This is a genomic window from Paenibacillus sp. F024, assembly GCF_057814255.1.
Window position 1 is genome coordinate 181,894 of sequence record NZ_JBVASZ010000006.1, and the last position, 20,729, is coordinate 202,622.

A 20,729-nucleotide genomic window follows, 5' to 3' on the forward strand; every position below is an offset into this window, starting at 1 on the left:
CCCATAGGGAGAGATGAACATGATTGATTTAACAGGAAAATCTGCAATTGTAACCGGTTCGGGCAGAGGGATTGGAAAAGGCATCGCTGTAAAGCTTGCCGAGCTCGGCGCAGCGGTAACCATATGTGATATTAGCGAGGAGATCGCGTCCCAAACGGCGTCGGAACTTCGTCAAAAGGGATTGGAAGTCGATTATTTTGTTCTTGACGTCGCGGATACAGACGCGGCACGCGCCCTGATTAAGAATTCCGTAGAAAAGTGCGGAAAACTAGATATTCTCGTGAATAATGCGGGTATTAACCGGGATGCCATGCTTCACAAAATGGAGCGTAAGCAGTGGGATGAAGTGATTGCCGTAAATCTGACGGGAACCTACAACACCATTCAGCCAGCGAGTATTCAAATGAGAGAACAAAAAAGCGGCCGTATTATCAATATCTCTTCGGCCAGCTGGATGGGCAATATCGGGCAGGCCAATTATGCCGCCTCCAAAGCGGGTGTGGTCGGTTTGACAAAGACGGCATCCCGGGAACTGGCTAAATATAACGTAACCGTGAATGCTATCTGTCCCGGATTCATCGATACCGATATGACTCGGGGCGTACCGGATAAGGTTTGGGAATTGATGATATCCAAAATTCCAATGGGCCGTGCGGGTAATCCTGAAGATGTAGCCAACCTTATTGCCTTCTTGGCATCGGATACGGCCTCCTATATCACCGGTGAAGTGATCAATGTTGGAGGTGGCATGGTGCTTTGATACGGAAGGTGAAAGTTTCAACCGCTGTGGAAGTGGCGGCGAGCTTGAAAGACAGCAGCATTTTACTTAGCACCGGATTTAGTTTAATTGGAGTGGCGGAGGAGATTTATCAAAAAATCGAAGAGCGCTTTTTGAAAACAGGTTCTCCAAGGGATTTGACGTTCATTCACTCGGCCGGCCAAAGCGATACAAAACGAGGCATGGAGCATTTGGCACACGTTCCGCTGCTCAAGAGAATTATTGGATCTCATTGGGGATTATCCCCTAAAATAGAAAACCTCATTAAACAAAACCAAGTGGAGGCTTTCTGTCTTCCTATGGGCCAGATCATCTCGATGTACAAGGCGGCTGCCTCTGGAAAGCCGGGTGTACTCTCTAGAATTGGACTTTCAACCTTCGTCGATCCTCGGCTTGAGGGAGGAAGAATGAACCAAAAAGCCAAGGATAGCGGCTTTGAAACCGTTCAATTTCACTGGCTGAATGGGAAAGAATATCTCTTTTATCCAAGCCTGAACTTTGACTTATACATTGGCAGGGGGACCACGGCAGACGAGTTCGGTAATATCACGATGGAAGACGAATGCGTCAAATTAGAAGTAATGTCGGCCGTTCAAGCCGTAAAAGCATCCGGCGGACGGGTCATATTTCAAGTAAAGCAGATCGTAAAAGGTCATTCGCTGCCCCCAAAGGAAGTGGTTATTCCTGGAATTCTGGTTGACGAAGTCGTGATTTGCGAGAATCCGTTGGAGAATCACCGAATGACTTCATCTGCCTATTATAATCCGTATTTGTTAGGGAAAATTCAAGAGCCCCAAAGCATAGTTCATCCTATAACGGACCTCAATATGAAAAAGCTGATCGGTCGAAGAGCTATGCTTGAGATGAACGTCGGGGATACGGTGAACCTTGGAGTGGGTATTCCCGGAGATGCTATAGGAGCCATCATTGGCGAGGAGAAGCTGGCTAGTAGGCTTTCCTTATCTATCGAGGTTGGAAGTATCGGCGGCATAAGCATCGGCGGCGGCGATTTCGGTGTAGCTAAAAATGCCGAAGCGATCATTGATAATTCATGTCAATTCGATTATTACAACGGGTGTGGAGTAGACGTTACCTTTATGGGGGCGGGTGAAATTGATCGCCAGGGGAATGTGAATGTAAGCAAATTCGGACACCGTTTCCCAGGGTGCGGGGGCTTTATCGATATTACACAATCCGCCAAAAAGGTTGTTTTTTGCTCCACTTTTACATCGGTCGGGCTTGTTGTAGAGGTTGAACACGGTCGGGTCCGGATCAAGCGGGAAGGAAGAGTGAAAAAATTCGTCAACAAGGTGCAGCAGATTACCTTCAACGGGAAATTTGCCTCGGCTCGTAAACAGCAGGTTCTCTTTATAACGGAAAGAGCGGTATTTCAGTTGACTGATAAGGGAATGGAGCTTATCGAGATCGCTCCGGGGATCGATTTGAAAAAAGATGTATTGGAACAAATGGAATTCGCTCCCCTGGTTTCCCCTAATCTTTCACTAATGGACGAACGAATTTATTCTTTGGGACTTATGCATATTGCAGCCCAATGTAATAAAGATATGGAACAAGCAATCCAAATATTGGGGAGGGTCATGAATGAAAAAGTGGTTTAAGAAATTAACGGTAGTATCGCTTTCCGGTGTATTGACAGTAAGCTTGGCCGCATGCGGTGGCGGAGGATCCGGTTCTACCGCTCCGCAAGCAGGCGGAGGAGCATCGAATCAAGGCGAGAAAGTGGATCAAGTGATGATCGGGGTGCTTTATCCTACATCGGGAAGTTTGGCCCGATTAGGCGGCGCAGCATTGAAAGCGGTTGAGTTGGCGGCGGAAGATATTAATGCGGCCGGAGGAATTAAATCGCTTGGGGGCGCTAAAATTAAATTGGAAATCGTAGATCCGGGCGATAAGCCGGAAACGGCCAAATCGGCGACGGAGCGTCTGATTCAGAACAAAAAGGTTTCGGCACTCACGGGAAACTACTCCAGTTCATTATCCCTGGTCACTTCCGAAGTGGCGGAGAGAGCGAAAATTCCATTTGTAACCGCTTCCGTATCGGATAATTTAACATCCCGCGGCATGAAATACTTGTTTCAAGTTTCCCCCAAAGGCTCCATGTTCGGGAGCACCCAAGTGAAGTTTGCGAAGGAACATCTCGTAGATAGGCTTGGAAAAACACCTAAGGTTGCCATTGTATTCGAAGAAACCAGCTATGGCACATCAACAGCAGAGGGGTTAAGCAAAACCGCCAAGGAATTAGGGCTTGAGGTTGTGCTTTCAGAGCCGTATCACGCCAACTTCGCCGACGCTGCTCCTCTGGTGAACAAAATCAAAGCTTCCGGTGCGGAGATATTGTTCCCGGTATCTTATCTGCAGGATGCGATACTGATTCAAAAAACCATTAAACAACTGGGTTTGAACATTACGACCGTTGGCGGCGGGGCCGGCTATTTGATGCCTGAATTTTACAAAGAATTAAGCAAGGATGCAGAAGGCGTCGTGTCCGTAGCCTCCTGGAACATGGATCTTAACAAACCGGGTATTGAGGATATCAACAAGCGTTATAAAGAAAAGAACGGTGAATTTATTACGGAACACTCCGGCGAAGCCTATTCGGCTACGTGGACCATTGCACATGCGATTGATAAAGCGGCATCCGCAGACCCTCAAAAAATCCGGGAAGCGTTAGCTTCACTAAAGTTAAATGAAGGTGACAAAGGGAACATCATGCCGGGCGGCAATATCGAATTCGACCAAACCGGATGGAATAAGAACGTGTATCCGGTCTTGATTCAATGGCAAGATGGAATTCCCAAAACGATTTATCCTGCATCCGATGCGAAGTCGCAATTTAAGTAAGGAATTCAGGGGAGAGATCTTCCTCTCCCCTATTCAAGTAAAGAAGCATGATCTTCAAGGAAAAATAGAAATCTTACAGGCGGTGAAAGCATGGAATTATTAATACAGGTGCTGATCAACGGATTATTAATCGGAGGAATATACGCTCTTATTAGTATCGGATTAACATTGCTGTTTGGAGTTGTAGATATTGTAAACTTTGCTCATGGCGAATTCGTTATGTTAGGGATGTACACTTCCTACTGGGTATGGGTCTTTAGCGGAATGGATCCACTTGTCACCTTATTCATATCGGTTCCGGTCATGTTTATCGTCGGGGTCATCATTCAGAAATATTTGTTTACGTACATCATGAAGGCGCCTCCGCTAACGCAAATCTTTTTAACCGTAGGATTACAGCTGGCTCTTCAGAATGGTGCATTGATGACGTTCGGGTCAACGACACGCGCCATTAATTTCGGCTGGAGAGAGATCGTTATCCGATTCGGCGAGTTCGTAGTGCCTGTCAATATGCTGGCTGCTTTCGCGCTTTCTATTGTCATGGCTGCACTACTGTTTATCTTCCTCTCCAAAACCGATTTGGGCAAGGCGATGAAGGCGGCAAGATTGGATCGTGAAACCGCAATGCTGATGGGGATAAATACGAATCGTATTTTCTTAATAGCTGCAGGCATATCTGCGGCTCTCACAGGTGCGGCCGGCACGGCCATCGGTACTTTCCAATATGTACAGCCGCTTGCCGGAGCGCACTTTGGGCTCATGGCTTATATTGTTGTCATCCTTGGGGCTCTGGGGAATTTAAAAGGAGCCTTTGTAGGCGGACTTCTTCTTGGTGTCGCCGAATCCGTGGGCATTCAGTATATTAGCGCCAATTCGGGTCTTCTTGCGGCCTTTATCCTTTTCCTTGTTGTCTTGATGATCAAGCCCAATGGACTATTCTCTGCAAAGGGAGCGACATAATATGAAATTTCAAAAGGAACAATTCAATGATGCCGTAGCGATGAAATCAAACACCCCTGTCAACTTGGTTGATCCCGCAGGGTTGAGACGGTTTACTCTTACTGAACCCAAGGTATACGTACCCGTAGTCGGACTTATTCTATTCGCTTTGGCTCCCTTGTTTGTAAACGAATACTATCAAAATATACTGAATATGATTTTGATCTTTTCCATTGCCGGTGTTTCTTGGAATATATTCGGCGGATATGCCAGGCAGGTTTCTATCGGACATGCGCTTTTCTTCGGAATTGGAGCTTATACTTCCACGTTATTACTGGTTAAGCTGAATGTGAGTCCATGGATTGGAATGGTTGCCGGCGGAATCCTTTCAGTTATAGTCGGTTTTATCATGGGAATGAGCTTGATGAAGTTAAGAGGACATTACTTTGCGATTGCAACGATCGTCTTCTCTCAGGTCGCTTTGCTGCTAGTAACCAAATTCCGTGGTTTTACCGGAGGGGCGGAAGGGTTATCGGTTCCTTATATGGAATCCTTCCTGATGCTTCAGTTTTCTACCAAATTGCCTTATTTCTATATTTTTCTAGCTTTTCTTGTGGGTATGCTTTTTCTTGTGAAAAAAATCGAGTGCTCCCGTCTGGGCTATTATATGGTGGCCATGGGACAGGATGATTCAGCAGCTAAAGCCGTAGGCGTGAATATTCCGCGTGTGAAGCATATCGCACTGGCGATCAGCGCGTTTACAATGTCCATGGTCGGCACCTTGTACGCGCAATATATGTATTTCATTGAGCCTAAATCCGTGTTTGACATTCCTTTATCCGTTGAGTTTGCTATGGTATCGATTATTGGGGGCTTAGGCACGGTCATGGGGCCGGTCATCGGCGCCATCGTCATGAAGCCTTTCATTGAGATCGCGATTACGATCACGGACTGGTTGGGCTTCAGTTCGATTCAAGGGATCAATTACTTTTTGTACGGCATTATTTTGGTTATGGTGGTCATTCTTTTGCCCAACGGTTTAATCAGGCCCCTGACCAAATTTTACAATAAGCTTCTTAGTGTTCTTCCTGGCGGTAAAGCTGCGAAGGGAGGAGGTCCAAAATGAGTCAACCGATTATGGAGGTAAAGAGCCTGTCGAAGCGGTTTCGGGGTCTCCTGGCTGTTAATGATTTGACCTTTCATGTAAATAAAGGCGAAATTCTTGGCGTGATCGGGCCTAACGGTGCAGGGAAATCCACAACCTTTAACCTGATTACAGGGGTATATACCCCGGATACGGGGGAGGTGAAGCTGAACGGCCAGAACATTACAAGGTTATCTCCCGATGAGATTTGCAAAAAAGGACTCAGCCGTACGTTTCAAGTGACACGCCCTTTCGGGGAAATGAGTGTGCTGCAGAATGTAATGGTCGGAGCTTTTTTGAATACGGCGAATCCCCGTCGTGCCGAACAGGAGGCTCTGGAAATGGTTGAATTTGTAGGCTTGGGCGATAAGAAGCACGCTGTGGCACGAACGCTTTCGATCATTGACCAGCGTAGACTGGAATTTGCCAGAAGTTTGGCCACCAAGCCGACATTATTGCTATTAGACGAAGCTTTGGCCGGATTAAATTCCATGGAGGTGGAAGAAGCGATCGAGTTGATCTGGAAGGTCAAAGACGCCGGCATTACGCTTGTTGTTATAGAGCATGTGATGAAAGTCATCAACACCATCTCCGATCGGGTCGTCGTCCTAAACTTCGGCGCTAAGCTGGCGGAAGGCGTTCCGAAAGAGGTTATGAACAATTCGGCCGTCATAGAAGCCTATTTGGGGAAGGGGTTTGCTCAGCATGCTTAATGTAGTTAATCTGCATGTGTCTTACGGTGCGATTAAAGCTCTTCAAGGCATAACCATGAATGTAAAGCGGGGGGAATGCGTCGCGATCGTTGGAAGTAACGGTGCGGGCAAAACGACGCTCCTCAAAACGATTTGCGGGCTTTTGGTACCGCTTCAGGGAAGCGTTGAGCTGGACGGAGTCAATCTGATCGGCAAACACGCCTACGATGTTGCCAACATGGCGGTTGCCCATGTGCCGGAAGGGCGCAGAGTGTTTACCGAGATGTCCGTGCTGGATAATCTGATTCTGGGCTCCTATGTGAAGGAAGCGAAAGTTCATCGTAAAGACAGTCTGGATTATGTCTTCAGTCTTTTCCCCCGGCTGGCGGAAAGGAAGGATCAGTTGGCCGGAACGATGTCCGGAGGGGAGCAGCAGATGCTCGCCGTAGCCCGGGGATTAATGCTGAGGCCCAAGCTGCTTATTTTGGATGAGCCTTCGTCGGGCTTGGCGCCTATCATCGTGGAGCAAATGTATGAGAAATTGGATGAAATTCACCGTTCTTCCGACATGGCCATGCTGGTCGTCGAACAAAATGTGCCGATCGCGTTATCCATTGCCGACCGTGGATATGTATTGGAGAACGGAAAGATTAACATATCTGGGAGCAGCCGTGATCTGATGGTGGATCCCGAGGTAAAGGCCGCATACCTTGGATTTCATTGAACAGGTAAGGAGGAGTGTTGTAATCATGCCTGGCATCTATTTCGACGAATATCGATTAGGACAATCCTTTTGCACGCCCACACGCACCATTACGGAAACGGATGTCGTTTATTTCTCCGCCATGTCGGGGGATATGAATGAACTGCATACGAGCGAAGAGTTTGCCAAAGGAACCCCGTTCGGCAAGCGGTTGGCTCAAGGCTTGCTTGGATTGTCGATCTCCCATGGTCTGATGTTCCGATTGGGATTATTCGACGGTACCGGCATTGCCCTGCTTAACATTGACCAGTGGAAATTTACAGCTCCTATTTTCTTCGGGGATACGATTCACGGGATCGTTACGGTACAGGAGAAGGTCGAAAGCAAGAGCAAGCCGGATCGGGGAATCATTCATTTTTTTGTACAGCTGGTGAATCAGGAAGGCAGGGTAACACAGGAAGGCATTCAAACCGTTATGGTAAGAAGAAATGCTGGCGGAGGGATAAGCGCATGAATAAGGTAGTGAAAGCCAACGATGTACTGACTTATTTAAAAGACGGCTCGACGCTCGCCACGGTCGGCTTCACGTTAATGGGGGCCTGCGGGACCATTCTGAATGAAATTGAACGCAGTTTTCTGGAGACGGGACGTCCGAACCATCTGACCTTGCTGCATGGCGCGGGTCAAAGCGACAGGGTCAACGGCATACAGCGTCTTGCTCATCCGGGGCTTATCAAGCGGATTATTGGAGCGCACTGGGGGCTTGCTCCCAAATGGGGGGAGCTGATTTACAACAACGAGGTCGAAGCCTATTGTCTCCCGCAAGGGCAGCTGGTACATCTGTTTCGCGCCATGGCATCCGGCAAACCCGGCAATTTCTCGAAAGTGGGGCTGGGTACATTTATTGATCCACGGGTGGAAGGCGGAAAAATTAACGACCGATCCAGACAAAGTGAGGATATTGTAGAAGTCATTCAGCTTCATAACGATGAATATCTATATTATAAAAGCCACCCGATCGATGTCGCGATCATCCGGGGCACGACAGCCGATGAAAAAGGGAATGTGACGATGGAGGAGGAAGCGATCAAGCTGGAGGCTATATCCGTAGCCCAAGCCGCCAAGGCGAATGGCGGTAAAGTGTTTGTACAAGTGAAATATTTGGCCAAAAACGGAAATCTGCACCCGAAGCAAATTGTGGTTCCGGGCATCTATGTAGATGGGATCATCGTTGCAGAAAATCCGCTGGAGGAACATCGGCAGTCTTCTTCTTTTTTCTTTGATCCCGTGTATTCTGGGGATGTGAAGGTACCGGAATCGGCCGGAAAGCCTTTACCGTTAAGTATTCGCAAGGTCATCGGCCGACGTGCGGTCATGGAGCTGTTCCCGAATGCCGTTGTAAATTTGGGTACAGGGATTCCGGGCGATGTGGTGGGACCGATTACCAACGAAGAAGGAATTAATCAAGCGATTACGCTGACCATTGAATCCGGGGTCATCGGAGGCATTCCTGAGGGAGGCATTGATTTTGGGATTACCAAAAATGCAGAGGCGATCATTGAGCACGGCTTCCAGTTTGATTACTACAACGGCAGCGGAGTAGATGTGACCTTCATGGGGCTTGCCGAAGCCGATTGCGAGGGAAATGTCAATGTGAGCAAGTTCGGAACAAAAACCGTAGGCTGCGGAGGGTTCATCGATATTACTCAACCGGCCAAAAAAGTGGTGTACTGCGCAACCTTTACGGCCGGAGGGCTTGAAGTGGAGGTTGAACAGGGCAAGCTGAGGATTGTAACGGAAGGGAAGGCCAAGAAGTTTCTCCGGGAGGTAAACCAGATTACATTCAGTGGCCGTTATGCCAGGGATCAGGGCCAGCCTGTGATCTTTGTGACGGAAAGGGCTGTTTTCGAGCTTAAAAAGGAAGGTCTGGTCCTGACGGAAATTGCGCCGGGGATAGATATAGAGCGAGATATTTTAGGCTTAATGGATTTTAAACCGATCATTTCCGGCAAACTGAAGATGATGGACTCACGGATATTTAAGGATGAACCGATGGGCTATGCGGATGAATTTTTTAAAGCATCGACTTAGATTTTACGCTAATAAGCGGGAGGAGTTGACGGGAAATGCTGTCTACCATTAAGAACGTGACCGAAATCATATGGGGAATTGGAGCCGTAGAGAAGGTTTCCGAGCTTGTAACCAAACACAAGGCCAGGAATGTATTGGTCATAACAGATAAAGGGATCGTCAACTCCGGGGTGATTCGTACGGTGACCGGTCAATTATCCCAGGTAAACTATGAAGTATTTGATGAAGTAGAGCCGAATCCGTCTGTACAGACGGTGGAAAAAGCCGTAGACATGTGCCGCCGATTGAATGCGGATTTGCTGATCGGCGTTGGCGGAGGCAGTCCGATCGATGTGGCCAAGGCAGTCGGTGTAATTCATGCCAATGGCGGATCCATCGTCCAGTATGAAGGGATCGATACCTTCTCTAAACCGATTACTCCGCTGCTGGCCATTCCAACGACTTCCGGCACGGGAAGCGAAGTGACCTCCTTCACCGTGATTACGGATACGGAGCGAAACTATAAGCTGACGGTCGGTGGCGTGTTGGTTGCGGCAAAATGGGCGGTAGTCGATCCGATGCTGACGATTACGGTTCCTGCGAAGATTACGGCAGCGACAGGCATTGATGCGCTTGTTCATGCGATCGAATCGTATACGTCTTTAGCTTCCTTTCATTACTCGGAGGTCCTCGCTTTGGATGCGATGCAGCTGATTAGCACGAACCTGCGACAAGCGGTCTATCATGGGGAGAATCTTCAGGCGAGAGAGAACATGCTGCTTGCCAGTCTGCATGCGGGGCTTGCGTTTAATAATACCCGGCTGGGTAACGCGCATGCTATCAGTCATCCGCTGAGCGCCTTTTTCGGGATCGCTCATGGAGTAGCCAATGGTATTTTGCTTCCCGTAATCATGGAATTTAATGTCCTGGCATGCCCTGAGAAATTTGCCCGGATTGCGGAAGCAATGGATTCGTCCGTAACGGGGAATAAAATGGATAAATCTTACAAATCCATCGAGCTGGTACGTCGGTTGGCGCAAGATATCGGCATCCCCAAATCCATCTCGGAGCTGGGAATTAATAGGGAAGTTTACGAAAATGCTGTTCCTGAAATGGCTCAAGACGCAATGAAGAGCGGGAACATCAAGGTGAATCCCCGTCTCACAAGGCTCGAGGATGTCATAGCCTTGTACCATCAAATTTATTAATCAGGTTTAGTCAGAAATAGATGAAAGGTGAGGAAGTATGGAAACCAAAAATGCTTTGATATTTATAAATGGTGCTTGGGTAGGACCGGACAGTGGGGAATACTTCCCGGTCCTGAACCCCGCGACGGGAGAGCTCATGGGAAGCGTGGCGAACGGAGGCTATGCTGAAACCAAGCGTGCCATAGAAGCGGCACATCTGGCGTTTGCCGATTGGTCTGAACATACCGCGGAGGAACGTGCGGAATATTTGATGAGATGGCACCGCCTGATCATGGAAAATGTGGATGAACTGGCCGCCACGCTAACGATGGAGCAAGGCAAGCCGCTTGCCGAAGCCAAAGGAGAGATCAGCTACGGAGCGAAGTTTATCGAGTGGTACGCTGAAGAGGCCAAACGGGTTTACGGCAAAACGATTCCGGCTTCAGCCAGAAACAAGCGGGTTATCGTTTTGCGGCAGCCGGTGGGCGTCGTAGCTGCGATTACACCTTGGAACTTCCCGGCCGCTATGGTAACCAGAAAAATAGCTCCCGCGCTGGCAGCAGGCTGCACCGTTATTTTAAAGCCTGCTGAACAAACACCTTTAACGTCCATTCAAATGTTTCGGCTGCTTGAACAGACCGGGTTTCCCCAGGGTGTGGCGAATCTTGTTACCGGTGATGCTGTCCAGATCGGCAAGGCCTTTATGGAGGATTCACGCGTAAGAAAGATTACGTTTACGGGTTCGACGGAAGTCGGCAAGCTGCTTATGAAGCAAGCAGCGGATACGATGAAAAATATTTCTTTAGAGCTTGGAGGACATGCGCCGTTCCTGGTTTTTGACGATGCCGATGTGGAAAGCGCCGTGAAAGGCGTGATCGCATCCAAATTCCGCAATGCAGGGCAGACCTGCATTTGCGCTAACCGTATCCTCGTCCAAGAGGGTGCGGCTGACCGCTTTATCGGATTGTTTCAAGAGGAAGTAAGAGCATTGAAAGTAGGCAACGGATTAGAGGAAGGTACAATTATCGGACCGCTGATCGATAAAGCGGGCTATGAAAAGGTCAGCATGCATGTTCAGGATGCTTTGGCCAAAGGAGCCCGTCTTGTGTGCGGCGGGGAAGGATTCCATAAGTCGGATGAGGAGGATGCCGGTTATTTCTACCAGCCTACCGTTTTGTCCGGAGTGACCGAAGAGATGCGCATCATGCAGGAGGAAACGTTCGGTCCTGTCGCACCGGTCATCACCTTCAAAACGGAAGAAGAAGGCATTCGAATAGCAAATGATTCCGTTTACGGATTAGCCGCTTATTTATTTACCGAAAACCTGTCGCGTGCCATAAGAGTCGGAGAGAAGCTGGAATTCGGCATCGTCGGTATTAATGACGGAGCCCCTTCCACGGCACAGGCGCCATTCGGCGGGTATAAGGAAAGCGGGCTGGGCCGCGAAGGCGGGAAGGAAGGCATCGAAAGCTTCCTCGAAACAAAATTTATGTCGATTGGCATTTAAGGGGGCCGCGTTTCGATGAACGGTGAGAGAAACGCCGTGAAGATAAACAAAATAGGCGTGGTTGGCGCTGGACTGATGGGCTCGGGCATTGCTCAGGTGGTTGCAGAGGCGGGTCTTGAAGTAGTCTGGGTGGACATATCCGCAGAACAGCTGCACAAAGGGATGGCTAGCATCAAGAAGGTGCTGGATCGCAAGGTGGAAAACGGAAGGTTGACTGTGGAAAGAGCGGAGGCTGCTCTAAACAAGCTGAAAACCGAAACGGACATGTCGGCTTTAGCTGATTCTGATCTTGTGATTGAAGCCGTTCCTGAGCATTTGGAGCTAAAGAAAAAGATTTTCAAGCAGCTGGACGAAGTCACGCGTCCGGAAGCGATCCTGGCCTCGAACACCTCAGGTCTTTCGGTATCTGCATTGGGTTCGGTTACTCGAAGACCCGAGCAAATCATCGGGACTCACTTTTTTTATCCGGCGCCGGTCATGGGGCTGCTGGAAGTCACCCCGGGCCTTCTTACTACAAGCCAAGTGTATAAAACGGTTATGTCGTTTGCTGAAAGTATCGGAAAAACCCCGGTGGAGTGCAAGGATTACCCCGGCTTTATCGTCAACCGTGTGCTGGTGCCGATGATGAATGAGGCTATCTTTCTAGTAATGGAAGGCGTCAAGCCCGACGATATTGATACGGCTATGAAGCTTGGGGCCAATCATCCGATGGGGCCAATCACTTTAGCCGATTTTGTGGGCTTGGATACACTTCTGGCTACCATGCAAGGGCTTTATGATGGGTTTAACGACTCCAAATACCGTCCAAGCCCGCTACTTGTCAAGATGGTTGAAGCGGGAATCTTGGGCCGGAAGATAGGGCGGGGCTTCTACAGCTACAACGATAAAGGCGAAAGAATTAAATAATGATGCATTCAAGAGTAAGGGCCGGTTATTTTCATGCCGGCTCTTTTGGCTGTTATTTTATAGAAATTTTTATTATAATAAAAAAATTCCATCTATTAAAATATTTATTTTAAACTTCAATGTCCGGTTGCAAATTTCTGCCGGCTGGAGACAAGCGGCTTACTAAATAAAAGGAGCATGGTGATGAGATGAACATGTACAATGGTTTTTATCTAGTCGAAATACCGATCCCGGTTCCCCTCAAAACAATCAATTGTTACCTTACGAAATCCCCAACGGGGTGGCACGTTATCGATACGGGCTTTCATACGGAAGAGGCGAAAACGGCTTGGAAAAATGCGCTTAGAGAGCTCCATATCGCTCCGCATGAGGTTGTCGAAATTGTACTGACGCATTTTCATCCGGATCATATGGGATTGGCGGGATGGCTGCAGGAATATACGGGGGCGGCCGTCAGAATCTCGACGGAAGGTCAAAGGATGGTTCATCATTTATGGATTCAGAAGCAGGAATGGGAGCTTTTTAATGACTATGCCCTGAAACACGGGATGCGAGCGGAAGAGCGGAATAAGGTGAATGATTATTTGAAGCAGTTCACCAAATATGTAAGTCCCTTTCCTGAATTTAGCGTCTTTGAAGAAGGGACCGTGTTTCAGTGGTCTAACGAGGAATACACAGCTATACACACGCCGGGACATGCGGACGGCCATATGATTTTTTATTCCTCACGGAGCAAAACGGTGTTGGCAGGGGATTTGCTTTTACCTAAGATCACGCCTAATGTGGGCTATTTTCCTGGATTTAACCCCAATCCGTTAAAAGCTTTTATCGGTTCCTTACATAAGGCTCAACAATATCAGATGGATACGGTGCTCCCCGGGCATCGAACTGTTTATCATAACGGGAACCAACGAGCCAAGGAACTGATCAGTCATCACGATGAACGGCTTCGGGAAATGATACTGCTGCTGGAGCATCCTTGTACGGCGCAAGAAGTGAGCGACAAGCTGTTTGCCCATCTATCAAAGAATGCGGATCCTTTGCAATTGCTTTTTGCTCTTCAAGAAACTCTTGCCCACTTAATTTATTTAAGAGAAGAGGGCTTCGTCACCTGCAAAGAAGGCCGTGACGGTTTGGTTGTTTTTTCGCTCGAACAATCTAAGATGGATATCTTGAGTCCAATGACATGAACTGGCTTGTCAAGGGGAATTTCATTCATGATCCTTACGGTCGGCGGCAATTTCCTTGTAGCTTTGGGTGAGCGAAAATTACAATATGTTCAAGAGGAACCCGAACGATATGGTTTGGGTTCTTTTTTATGCACAATGACTTGCTTGCGGGAATACCTTTCAGCGTTTTTTCAGTTTGGCTTCATTCTTATTTAAGAAATCTAGGTTAGCATAAGATTATCTAGTTAAGGTGAAGATATAAACTAAGTTTTTTGACTAAGGGGAATGAAGGATGGAGCAGACAGAAAAATTAAATGCAACCCGGCAAGCCAAATCAAAATGGATTCCGGCAAAGGAACGCAAATGGATGTTTTTAGCTCTAGCAGGCGCATTAATCATCGTGCTATTGGGGATTTGGAACATGCTTCAGCTTTCTCCTTCGGCATATCACACACGGAGCTTTAAAGGCTCATTTACGAATTACGGCGCATTGGCAAGAATAGCGCTATTCGTTGTTTTCGCCAATTATATTCTTGCCCTTATTCTTCAAAAGCGTCTTGTGGATCCTTGGAATACGATGAAAAACGGGTTTATCGTATTGCTGCGACATGCCCGCAAGTGGCATACTCCCATTGCAATCCTTGCGATCGGGCTTATCGTTTTGCATGTGGTAGGAGCGTTTCTCTATGGCATTGAATGGGATTTTCACAATATCAGCGGATTGCTTGCTCTGATCGTTCTTCTTCCCGTGCCGGTGGCCGGTTTGTTCAGATACAAAAGAATGGATCGCAAATGGCATTTACGTCTGGGGCTAGGATTTGCTGTTTTATTTATCATTCATGCGTTCATTTAGGAAATAAATAAGCTTAGTCAGAAGGTGTTTGCCTGTTCTGACTAAGCTTATTTATTTCACGGGCAGCCCGTACATAATTAAACCTTTTGTTCACAAAGATTACGCTATTTGAAGCTCAAAGACGATATAATATATAGATATAGAAAGTGAAAGAAGAAGTTCTTTACCGGGAGCGTGGGGATTGTTGAGACAAGTATACCAAGCCTTACAAAATAGAAAGCCAGAGCTGATGGGGCATCAAAACTTCTTTAAATACGCGGTGATGGTTCCTTTGGTTGAAATAAACGGCGAATTAAACGTCTTGTTCGAGGAACGGGCTCATCATCTGAAGCGGCAGCCGGGGGAAATTTGCTTTCCCGGCGGAAAAATCGATGCGGACGATAAGGACGAAGTGTCGGCGGCCGTACGGGAAACGTGTGAAGAGCTCGGATTGGAACGCGAAGCAGTAAAAGTGATCGGAGCTTTGGATTATTTGATCACCTCATTTCATATCGTCTACCCGTTTGCGGCACAGATTTCAGACTATAACCAGATCCGGCCTAACCCCGATGAAGTGGCCAGCGTGTTCTATGTACCGCTTGAATACTTGCGGAGCCATACACCAGAGCAGCATGACGTGGATCTCAGCGTGACACCGAGAGAGGATTTCCCCTATGAACGGATTCCCAACGGCCGAAATTACAAATGGGGGAGAGGAACGGTTCCCGAATTCTTTTACTATTACAAAGACCGTGTCATCTGGGGATTGACCGCGCGAATCTTGAACCATTTTCTTGACGTGACGAAAAGTAGATCGTGATGTTCCCGTATCCGTAGTGCCAAGAGCATGGGTGACATGCGCCGCGGCTAACCCCAGTCGGCATGGTATGGCCATCCCCTTTATTCCGAGGCGCTGCCGAGCTTGTCTTTTATCCAACAAACACCAGCTGATACGGGCCAGCCTTGGATCAAATCTTCCATTGAACTGAGGCTGCTTTATTTCACTCACGATTGGATTTCGTTATTGAAGTTTAAGATGGATGCTGGTACGATCATTTAGTAATTATTACGTATAAACTCGAAAAAGCGGTTTCCCGACATTACTACCCAAGAATGTTCATCAGTTTTACGAATCGGGGTAAGGGAGAGGGACCATAATGGCTCAACATGACCTAAAAGAAACCATAACTCAACGGCAGTACTTGGCTTTAGTCATTCCGCTTACGCTCTCGACTTTATCTACGCCTTTATTGGGGGCTGTCGATACCGCCGTGATGGGGAGGCTTCCGGATCCGGCGTTTATCGGTGGAGTCGCTATCGGCTCCACGATATTCAATACCTTGTTTTGGTTGTTCGGATTTTTTCGGGTCAGCACCTCAGGATTTACCGCGCAAGCCCATGGATTGGGAGATCAGATTGAAATCATACGCGTGTTGTGGAAGCCGCTGTGGATGGCTATGCTTGTCGGAAGCCTATTTATCGCGCTGCAAATACCGATTGAGGCGGCTGCAATGAAGCTGATGAATCCCGGTCCGTTAGTAGATATGTATGCCCGTCAATATTTCGAAATCCGCATATGGGGATCTCCTGCGGCGCTGTTGAATTATGTGCTGCTAGGGTGGTTGATCGGAAGCTCACGGGTGAAGACTGCGTTATTTGTGCAGATTTTTATGAATGTGACGAATATGGTGCTCAGCCTTTTCTTTGTTCAGGTTATGGATATGGAGGTCCGCGGCGTGGCCGTGGCGAGCCTCATTGCAGAATACAGTGCGCTTGTTCTGGGACTGGTTGTGATCGTAAATGGGTTGGATTGGACCATGATAAGGCCGGCCCTGTCCGGCTCCTCCTCTATCAGCAGCCCTGTCCGTATGCTTAAGGTGAACCGGGATTTGTTCCTTCGCACCGCCAGCCTTCTTACGGTGTTTACTATGTTTACTTCGTTGGGGGCAAGGATGGGAGAAACGATGCTTGCCGTCAATGCGATTTTGTTTCAGCTTCACTTTATCATCGCCTATTTCTTTGACGGCCTGTCTAATGCGGGAAGCATCATGGTTGGACAATCGATAGGTCGGAAAAATAAGGCCTTGTTTATGCAGGCGTTGAAGCTCGGAGCCGGATGGTCCATCACCGCTGCAGGATTGCTGATGCTCGGGCTGTGGGCTGGAGGGGATATGATTATTTCCTTATTTACAGTCAATGGGGAAGTCCAAAGGCTTGCCGCCGAATATTTGCCTTGGATCGTCATGTTTCCCATGGTCTCTTTCTGGGGCCTCATTCTTTACGGAATCTTCTCGGGAGCAACGGAAGCGGCGCCTGTCCGTAATTCGACCATCGCCTCCATGCTGATTTTTGTTACAGCTGCATGGCTTCTTATCCCATTCTTTCATAATCATGGATTATGGGCCGCCTTCCTCTTATTTACTGCAGGGAGGAGCGTCTTGTTATGGAGATACCTGCCCCGATTGAAAAATCGGATCATGGATCATATGCCACGCGCTGATTAACCGTCAAAGGAGAAGCCCCAAGACCTTTAGGGAAGCGGCTTCGCCGCTTTATTTTTAGGGGATTCACATAGACGCTGAATTACGTCGGGGGAATACAAATGTCCACCCGTGTCCCTTCAAGCGGATTTGAAGTGATACGAATGTCTGCCGAATCCCCATATGCCAGCAGAAACCGACGATACACGTTGTAAATGCCTGTATGCTTCTGGAAATAAGGGTCCACGATTTCCCCCTTCGAATGAATCAATTGAGTAAGCTTTTCCAAGATGTGTTCCTTTATGCCGGAACCCGTATCATGAACAGAGATTAGAAGGGCACGCTCTTTCAGCTTAACGGTAACGGTCAGTAGGAATTCCTCAGCGCTCATGCTTGGACTCCACCCATATTTAATCGCATTTTCTACAAAGGGCTGTATGCTCAGCTTCATGATGGGAAGCTCTGCCACCGCCGGATATATGTCAAATTTCGCCATTACATCCTTGCCGTTTCGATAGTAATGAATATTCAAGAAATTGCGGATATAGGCTACTTCTTCTCTTACCGGAGCCCAACCACCGTCGTTTCTTACATTGTATCTCATCATGCGGGATACGGATTGCACCATTTCGCCAACCGCTTCGCCCTTGTTTTTGATGGCATAAGACTCGATCGTTTCAAGGGTATTGAAAAGGAAGTGGGGATTAATCTGAGCTTGAAGCTGCAGCAGCTCCTTTTCTTTTTCTTTTACCTTGGATTGAAACACTTCCTGTTCCATTCTTTGCAGCTCGCCGAGCATCTGATTGTAGCTTTGGATTAAAAATCCGATTTCATCGTTGTTGTATTGAATCTGAATGGGAACGTATGCCCCTCTGCCGAGACTTACGATGCCTCCTTTCAGTCTATAGAGCGGCCGAAGGACGCTGTTCATAACGGGGAATGCAACAATTAATGCGATGATAAAGCTGGCCACGGCGATGAGCAGCGTCAGCTGGGTCGATTGCTGAACCCCTTTCGTAATGCTGTTAAGCGGAGCCATCCATACCAGCTTCCAATTACCGTAAGGAACATCAGCGTAGGCGGTTTGATATTTCACATGATTCGAATTAAAGATAAATTCCTTGTTCTGCGCAGGCTCCGAAGCTAGTGAAGCTTTAAAGTCCTGCAGCAGGGCAGGTTCCATACCAATATTGGAAACGACGGTTCCGCTTGAGGGCTGGTATAATAAAAGCAGTCCGTCCTGCCCATAATTGCTTCCGCTGAGCATACTTTTCATTTTATCCTCACGGATTTCAATCACAAACCAGGAATTGATTTGCCCAGTACGCAAATTAATGACCGGACGGACGAAAGAGAAGACGTTTTCTCCTGGATTTTCAATATAATCCATCCGATGAGGAGCGGTTAATTCCGGTTTGTCCATTTGATAAAACGAGTTGTATAATTTATTCTCTTGAAAAGAGTATTCGTAGTTCAATCGTTTCTGATAGGATTCAAAATACGATTTACCCGCTTGATCAAGATAAAGAACACCGAGGACCTCGTTCCAGAATTGGAGGGAGTTTTTTAAAATCGGACGAAAATTAATAATATAATTGGCTTGCTGCACCAAATCGTCGCTAGGGGTCTCCAAAAACTTCTGAAAGTCAGAATTGGTCAGCAAGGAATCAAAGGACTGGCTCAAATCCTTCAAATAACTGGTGATATCCTGGGAAACAAATTGTACGTACTGTGAAGAAATGGATGCCGAATGCTCCGTACCGGAACGAAACATAAAATGCTGTGAGCTGAAGCTCACCAACGATATAGGCACAATGGAAATGGCCACTAGAAGGATGAACAGTTTATATTTAAGCGATAAATAGCCGATCCTACGTTGAACAGACTGAAGGATTGTAAGCATAATCATTCCCTCTCTTGGTAATTGTGTTTGTTCATATTCGACGCATGATAACAGAATCCTTGTAAGGAGTTGCAGGTAAAATGATGAAAATATGCGTTGCTGATGACGAGAAAGAAGTTCGCGAAAGCATTATAAATAAATTGCAAACGCTTTTTCCTTCCGCCCAAATCTTTGACGTCACGTTTGGCAGGCTGGCTTTGGAGCAAATTTCGCTTGTGAGGCCCAACCTCGTCTTTATGGATATACGGATGCCGGAGATGGACGGATTGGAGATTCTTCGTACCATCAAAAGAACCCATCCGACCATACAAGTCGTTATTTTATCAGGTTATGACGATTTTGAATATGCGCGTAAAGCGCTGCAATATGGGGCGATCAACTATTTATTAAAGCCTGCCGACCGGGAGCAGCTGAGGGAAGCCGTTGAGAAGGTGAGGCTGGAGATGGACGCCGCGATGCTGAAGGAAATGGAAGTGTATCTCGGTAAATTATCGAACCAATATCAATTTATACATGACATGAAGTGCTATAATACGAGCTTATGGTTTGACGAACGGGAGCGCAAAGAAATCGTATTCGGCGATCCTGAAGCGATCTGCAAGACATGGGAAAGTACGCCTGAGCGGATTCTGCTCTCATTCTCTGTCAATTTTGATTATGGGGGAATCGTGGTCAACGTTCCTTCCGGACACAGCGGGACAAGCTTCCAAGAGAAGCGTGATTTTTTGTCCTGTATGATCGCCGGTATCCAACGATGGGAAAGCGAGCGTTTTTTTGAAGGGCAACGGGGGGCCGAGGTAATGGAGAAGAACAGTAAAGAGGCAGCCAAAAAAGCCGCATCCTTGCGGCAGATAATCCTATCGTATGCTAAAGTCGGCGATATGCTGCATTTGGAAGCATCGCTTAACGATTGGTTGAACAGCCTGCAGGAGCTTGAATTTCATCAGCTCAAGAAAGAATGTGTGAACCTGATGGCCTTGCTCGACGAAGGACTCATCGGCAAAAGCGAAGTGATCGTATTAGAAGAAGAGAAAATCCATTACTGGTCGCAGTGGGTAACCAAGCACAAAACATGGAGCGAATTGAAGCTAAAGCTCCGGAAGTTCGTCTTGGATGGAATCCGCGCTTTGATGGCGCCGGTGAATCAATCGAGCTTGAGCTGGTTTAAGCAGGCGCTTCAATTGGTCGATTCCTCCCGGGACCCAAACCTCAGTCTTGAGATGGTTGCCGATGCCGTCGGCGTTCACTCCGTTACCTTAAGCCGCATCTTCAAGCAGCAGACGGGAATGAATTTTGTCAAATATATGATCCGCGGCAGACTGCGCCATGCCCAAACACTGCTGCTCAAAACGGACAAAAAAATCAACGAGATTTCGGAAGAAATCGGGTATTTGGATTACCGCTATTTCCGCAGCCTGTTTAAAAAAGAAGGCTCTTCGCGCTACTGGGTGGGTGGATGGCTATTAACGAGAGTCATAACCCTTCCGCTTGCTTGGAGAATCTCATAGGCAAAAGAAGCCGTCAAGAAGAGCGCTTGACCGCTCCTTTTGCCTATGA

18 protein-coding genes are annotated in these 20,729 nt (G+C 47.6%); 17 read left to right on the top strand and 1 reads right to left on the bottom strand.

Annotated elements, in window-relative coordinates:
- The first annotated feature begins 19 nt into the window (after window positions 1-19).
- From fabG to ACZYR9_RS09405, 16 genes are all read left to right on the top strand, one after another.
- The gene (gene fabG / locus ACZYR9_RS09330; RefSeq protein WP_488978199.1) at window positions 20-760 is read left to right on the top strand and encodes a 3-oxoacyl-ACP reductase FabG; all 741 of its coding nucleotides are present in this window, start codon (window positions 20-22) and stop codon (window positions 758-760) included.
- Window positions 757-2,397: an acyl CoA:acetate/3-ketoacid CoA transferase gene (locus tag ACZYR9_RS09335; RefSeq protein WP_488978200.1), complete on the top strand. Its 1,641-nt coding sequence runs from the start codon at window positions 757-759 to the stop codon at window positions 2,395-2,397. Before fabG ends, ACZYR9_RS09335 begins: the two co-directional genes overlap by 4 nt.
- Window positions 2,381-3,640, top strand: coding sequence for an ABC transporter substrate-binding protein (locus ACZYR9_RS09340; protein WP_488978201.1), 1,260 nt, complete (start codon window positions 2,381-2,383; stop codon window positions 3,638-3,640). Before ACZYR9_RS09335 ends, ACZYR9_RS09340 begins: the two co-directional genes overlap by 17 nt.
- 90 nt (window positions 3,641-3,730) lie before the next feature.
- Window positions 3,731-4,600, top strand: coding sequence for a branched-chain amino acid ABC transporter permease (locus ACZYR9_RS09345; protein ID WP_488978202.1), 870 nt, complete (start codon window positions 3,731-3,733; stop codon window positions 4,598-4,600).
- A gap of 1 nt (window position 4,601) precedes the next feature.
- Window positions 4,602-5,705 (top strand): branched-chain amino acid ABC transporter permease, encoded by a 1,104-nt coding sequence (locus tag ACZYR9_RS09350; RefSeq protein WP_488978203.1) that lies wholly within the window; start codon window positions 4,602-4,604, stop codon window positions 5,703-5,705.
- Complete coding sequence (locus ACZYR9_RS09355; RefSeq protein WP_488978204.1) at window positions 5,702-6,436, top strand: ABC transporter ATP-binding protein; 735 nt, start codon at window positions 5,702-5,704, stop codon at window positions 6,434-6,436. The genes ACZYR9_RS09350 and ACZYR9_RS09355 overlap by 4 nt, the downstream gene beginning before the upstream one ends.
- Complete coding sequence (locus ACZYR9_RS09360) at window positions 6,429-7,139, top strand: ABC transporter ATP-binding protein (protein ID WP_488978205.1); 711 nt, start codon at window positions 6,429-6,431, stop codon at window positions 7,137-7,139. Before ACZYR9_RS09355 ends, ACZYR9_RS09360 begins: the two co-directional genes overlap by 8 nt.
- 25 nt (window positions 7,140-7,164) lie before the next feature.
- Window positions 7,165-7,632 (top strand): MaoC/PaaZ C-terminal domain-containing protein, encoded by a 468-nt coding sequence (locus ACZYR9_RS09365; protein ID WP_488978206.1) that lies wholly within the window; start codon window positions 7,165-7,167, stop codon window positions 7,630-7,632.
- Window positions 7,629-9,209 (top strand): acyl CoA:acetate/3-ketoacid CoA transferase, encoded by a 1,581-nt coding sequence (locus tag ACZYR9_RS09370; protein ID WP_488978207.1) that lies wholly within the window; start codon window positions 7,629-7,631, stop codon window positions 9,207-9,209. Before ACZYR9_RS09365 ends, ACZYR9_RS09370 begins: the two co-directional genes overlap by 4 nt.
- Before the next feature lie 35 nt (window positions 9,210-9,244).
- Window positions 9,245-10,396, top strand: a complete 1,152-nt coding sequence (locus ACZYR9_RS09375; RefSeq protein WP_488978208.1) for an iron-containing alcohol dehydrogenase — start codon at window positions 9,245-9,247, stop codon at window positions 10,394-10,396.
- A 37-nt stretch (window positions 10,397-10,433) separates the two neighbouring features.
- A complete protein-coding gene (locus tag ACZYR9_RS09380; protein WP_488978209.1) occupies window positions 10,434-11,882 on the top strand; it encodes an NAD-dependent succinate-semialdehyde dehydrogenase in 1,449 nt (482 codons plus the stop codon).
- A 36-nt stretch (window positions 11,883-11,918) separates the two neighbouring features.
- Window positions 11,919-12,788, top strand: coding sequence for a 3-hydroxyacyl-CoA dehydrogenase family protein (locus ACZYR9_RS09385; RefSeq protein WP_488978222.1), 870 nt, complete (start codon window positions 11,919-11,921; stop codon window positions 12,786-12,788).
- Between the two features lie 188 nt (window positions 12,789-12,976).
- Entirely contained in the window at window positions 12,977-13,978 is a 1,002-nt protein-coding gene (locus ACZYR9_RS09390) for an MBL fold metallo-hydrolase (RefSeq protein ID WP_488978210.1), read from the top strand.
- Between the two features lie 271 nt (window positions 13,979-14,249).
- Window positions 14,250-14,810 carry a hypothetical protein gene (locus ACZYR9_RS09395; RefSeq protein WP_488978211.1) on the top strand — a complete coding sequence of 187 codons (561 nt, stop codon included), beginning with the start codon at window positions 14,250-14,252 and terminating at the stop codon, window positions 14,808-14,810.
- 181 nt (window positions 14,811-14,991) lie between these two features.
- Entirely contained in the window at window positions 14,992-15,609 is a 618-nt protein-coding gene (locus ACZYR9_RS09400) for an NUDIX hydrolase (RefSeq protein ID WP_488978212.1), read from the top strand.
- Between the two features lie 337 nt (window positions 15,610-15,946).
- Window positions 15,947-17,293, top strand: coding sequence for an MATE family efflux transporter (locus tag ACZYR9_RS09405; RefSeq protein ID WP_488978213.1), 1,347 nt, complete (start codon window positions 15,947-15,949; stop codon window positions 17,291-17,293).
- Window positions 17,294-17,372: 79 nt separating this feature from the next.
- On the opposite strand, the gene ACZYR9_RS09410 is transcribed toward ACZYR9_RS09405, so the two are convergent.
- On the bottom strand, window positions 17,373-19,172 hold the full coding sequence (locus tag ACZYR9_RS09410) for a sensor histidine kinase (protein WP_488978214.1): 1,800 nt from the start codon (window positions 19,170-19,172) through the stop codon (window positions 17,373-17,375).
- Window positions 19,173-19,252: 80 nt separating this feature from the next.
- Here ACZYR9_RS09410 and ACZYR9_RS09415 point away from each other — a divergent pair, with 80 nt between their 5' ends.
- A complete protein-coding gene (locus ACZYR9_RS09415) occupies window positions 19,253-20,680 on the top strand; it encodes a response regulator transcription factor (protein ID WP_488978215.1) in 1,428 nt (475 codons plus the stop codon).
- The last annotated feature ends 49 nt before the right edge of the window (window positions 20,681-20,729 follow it).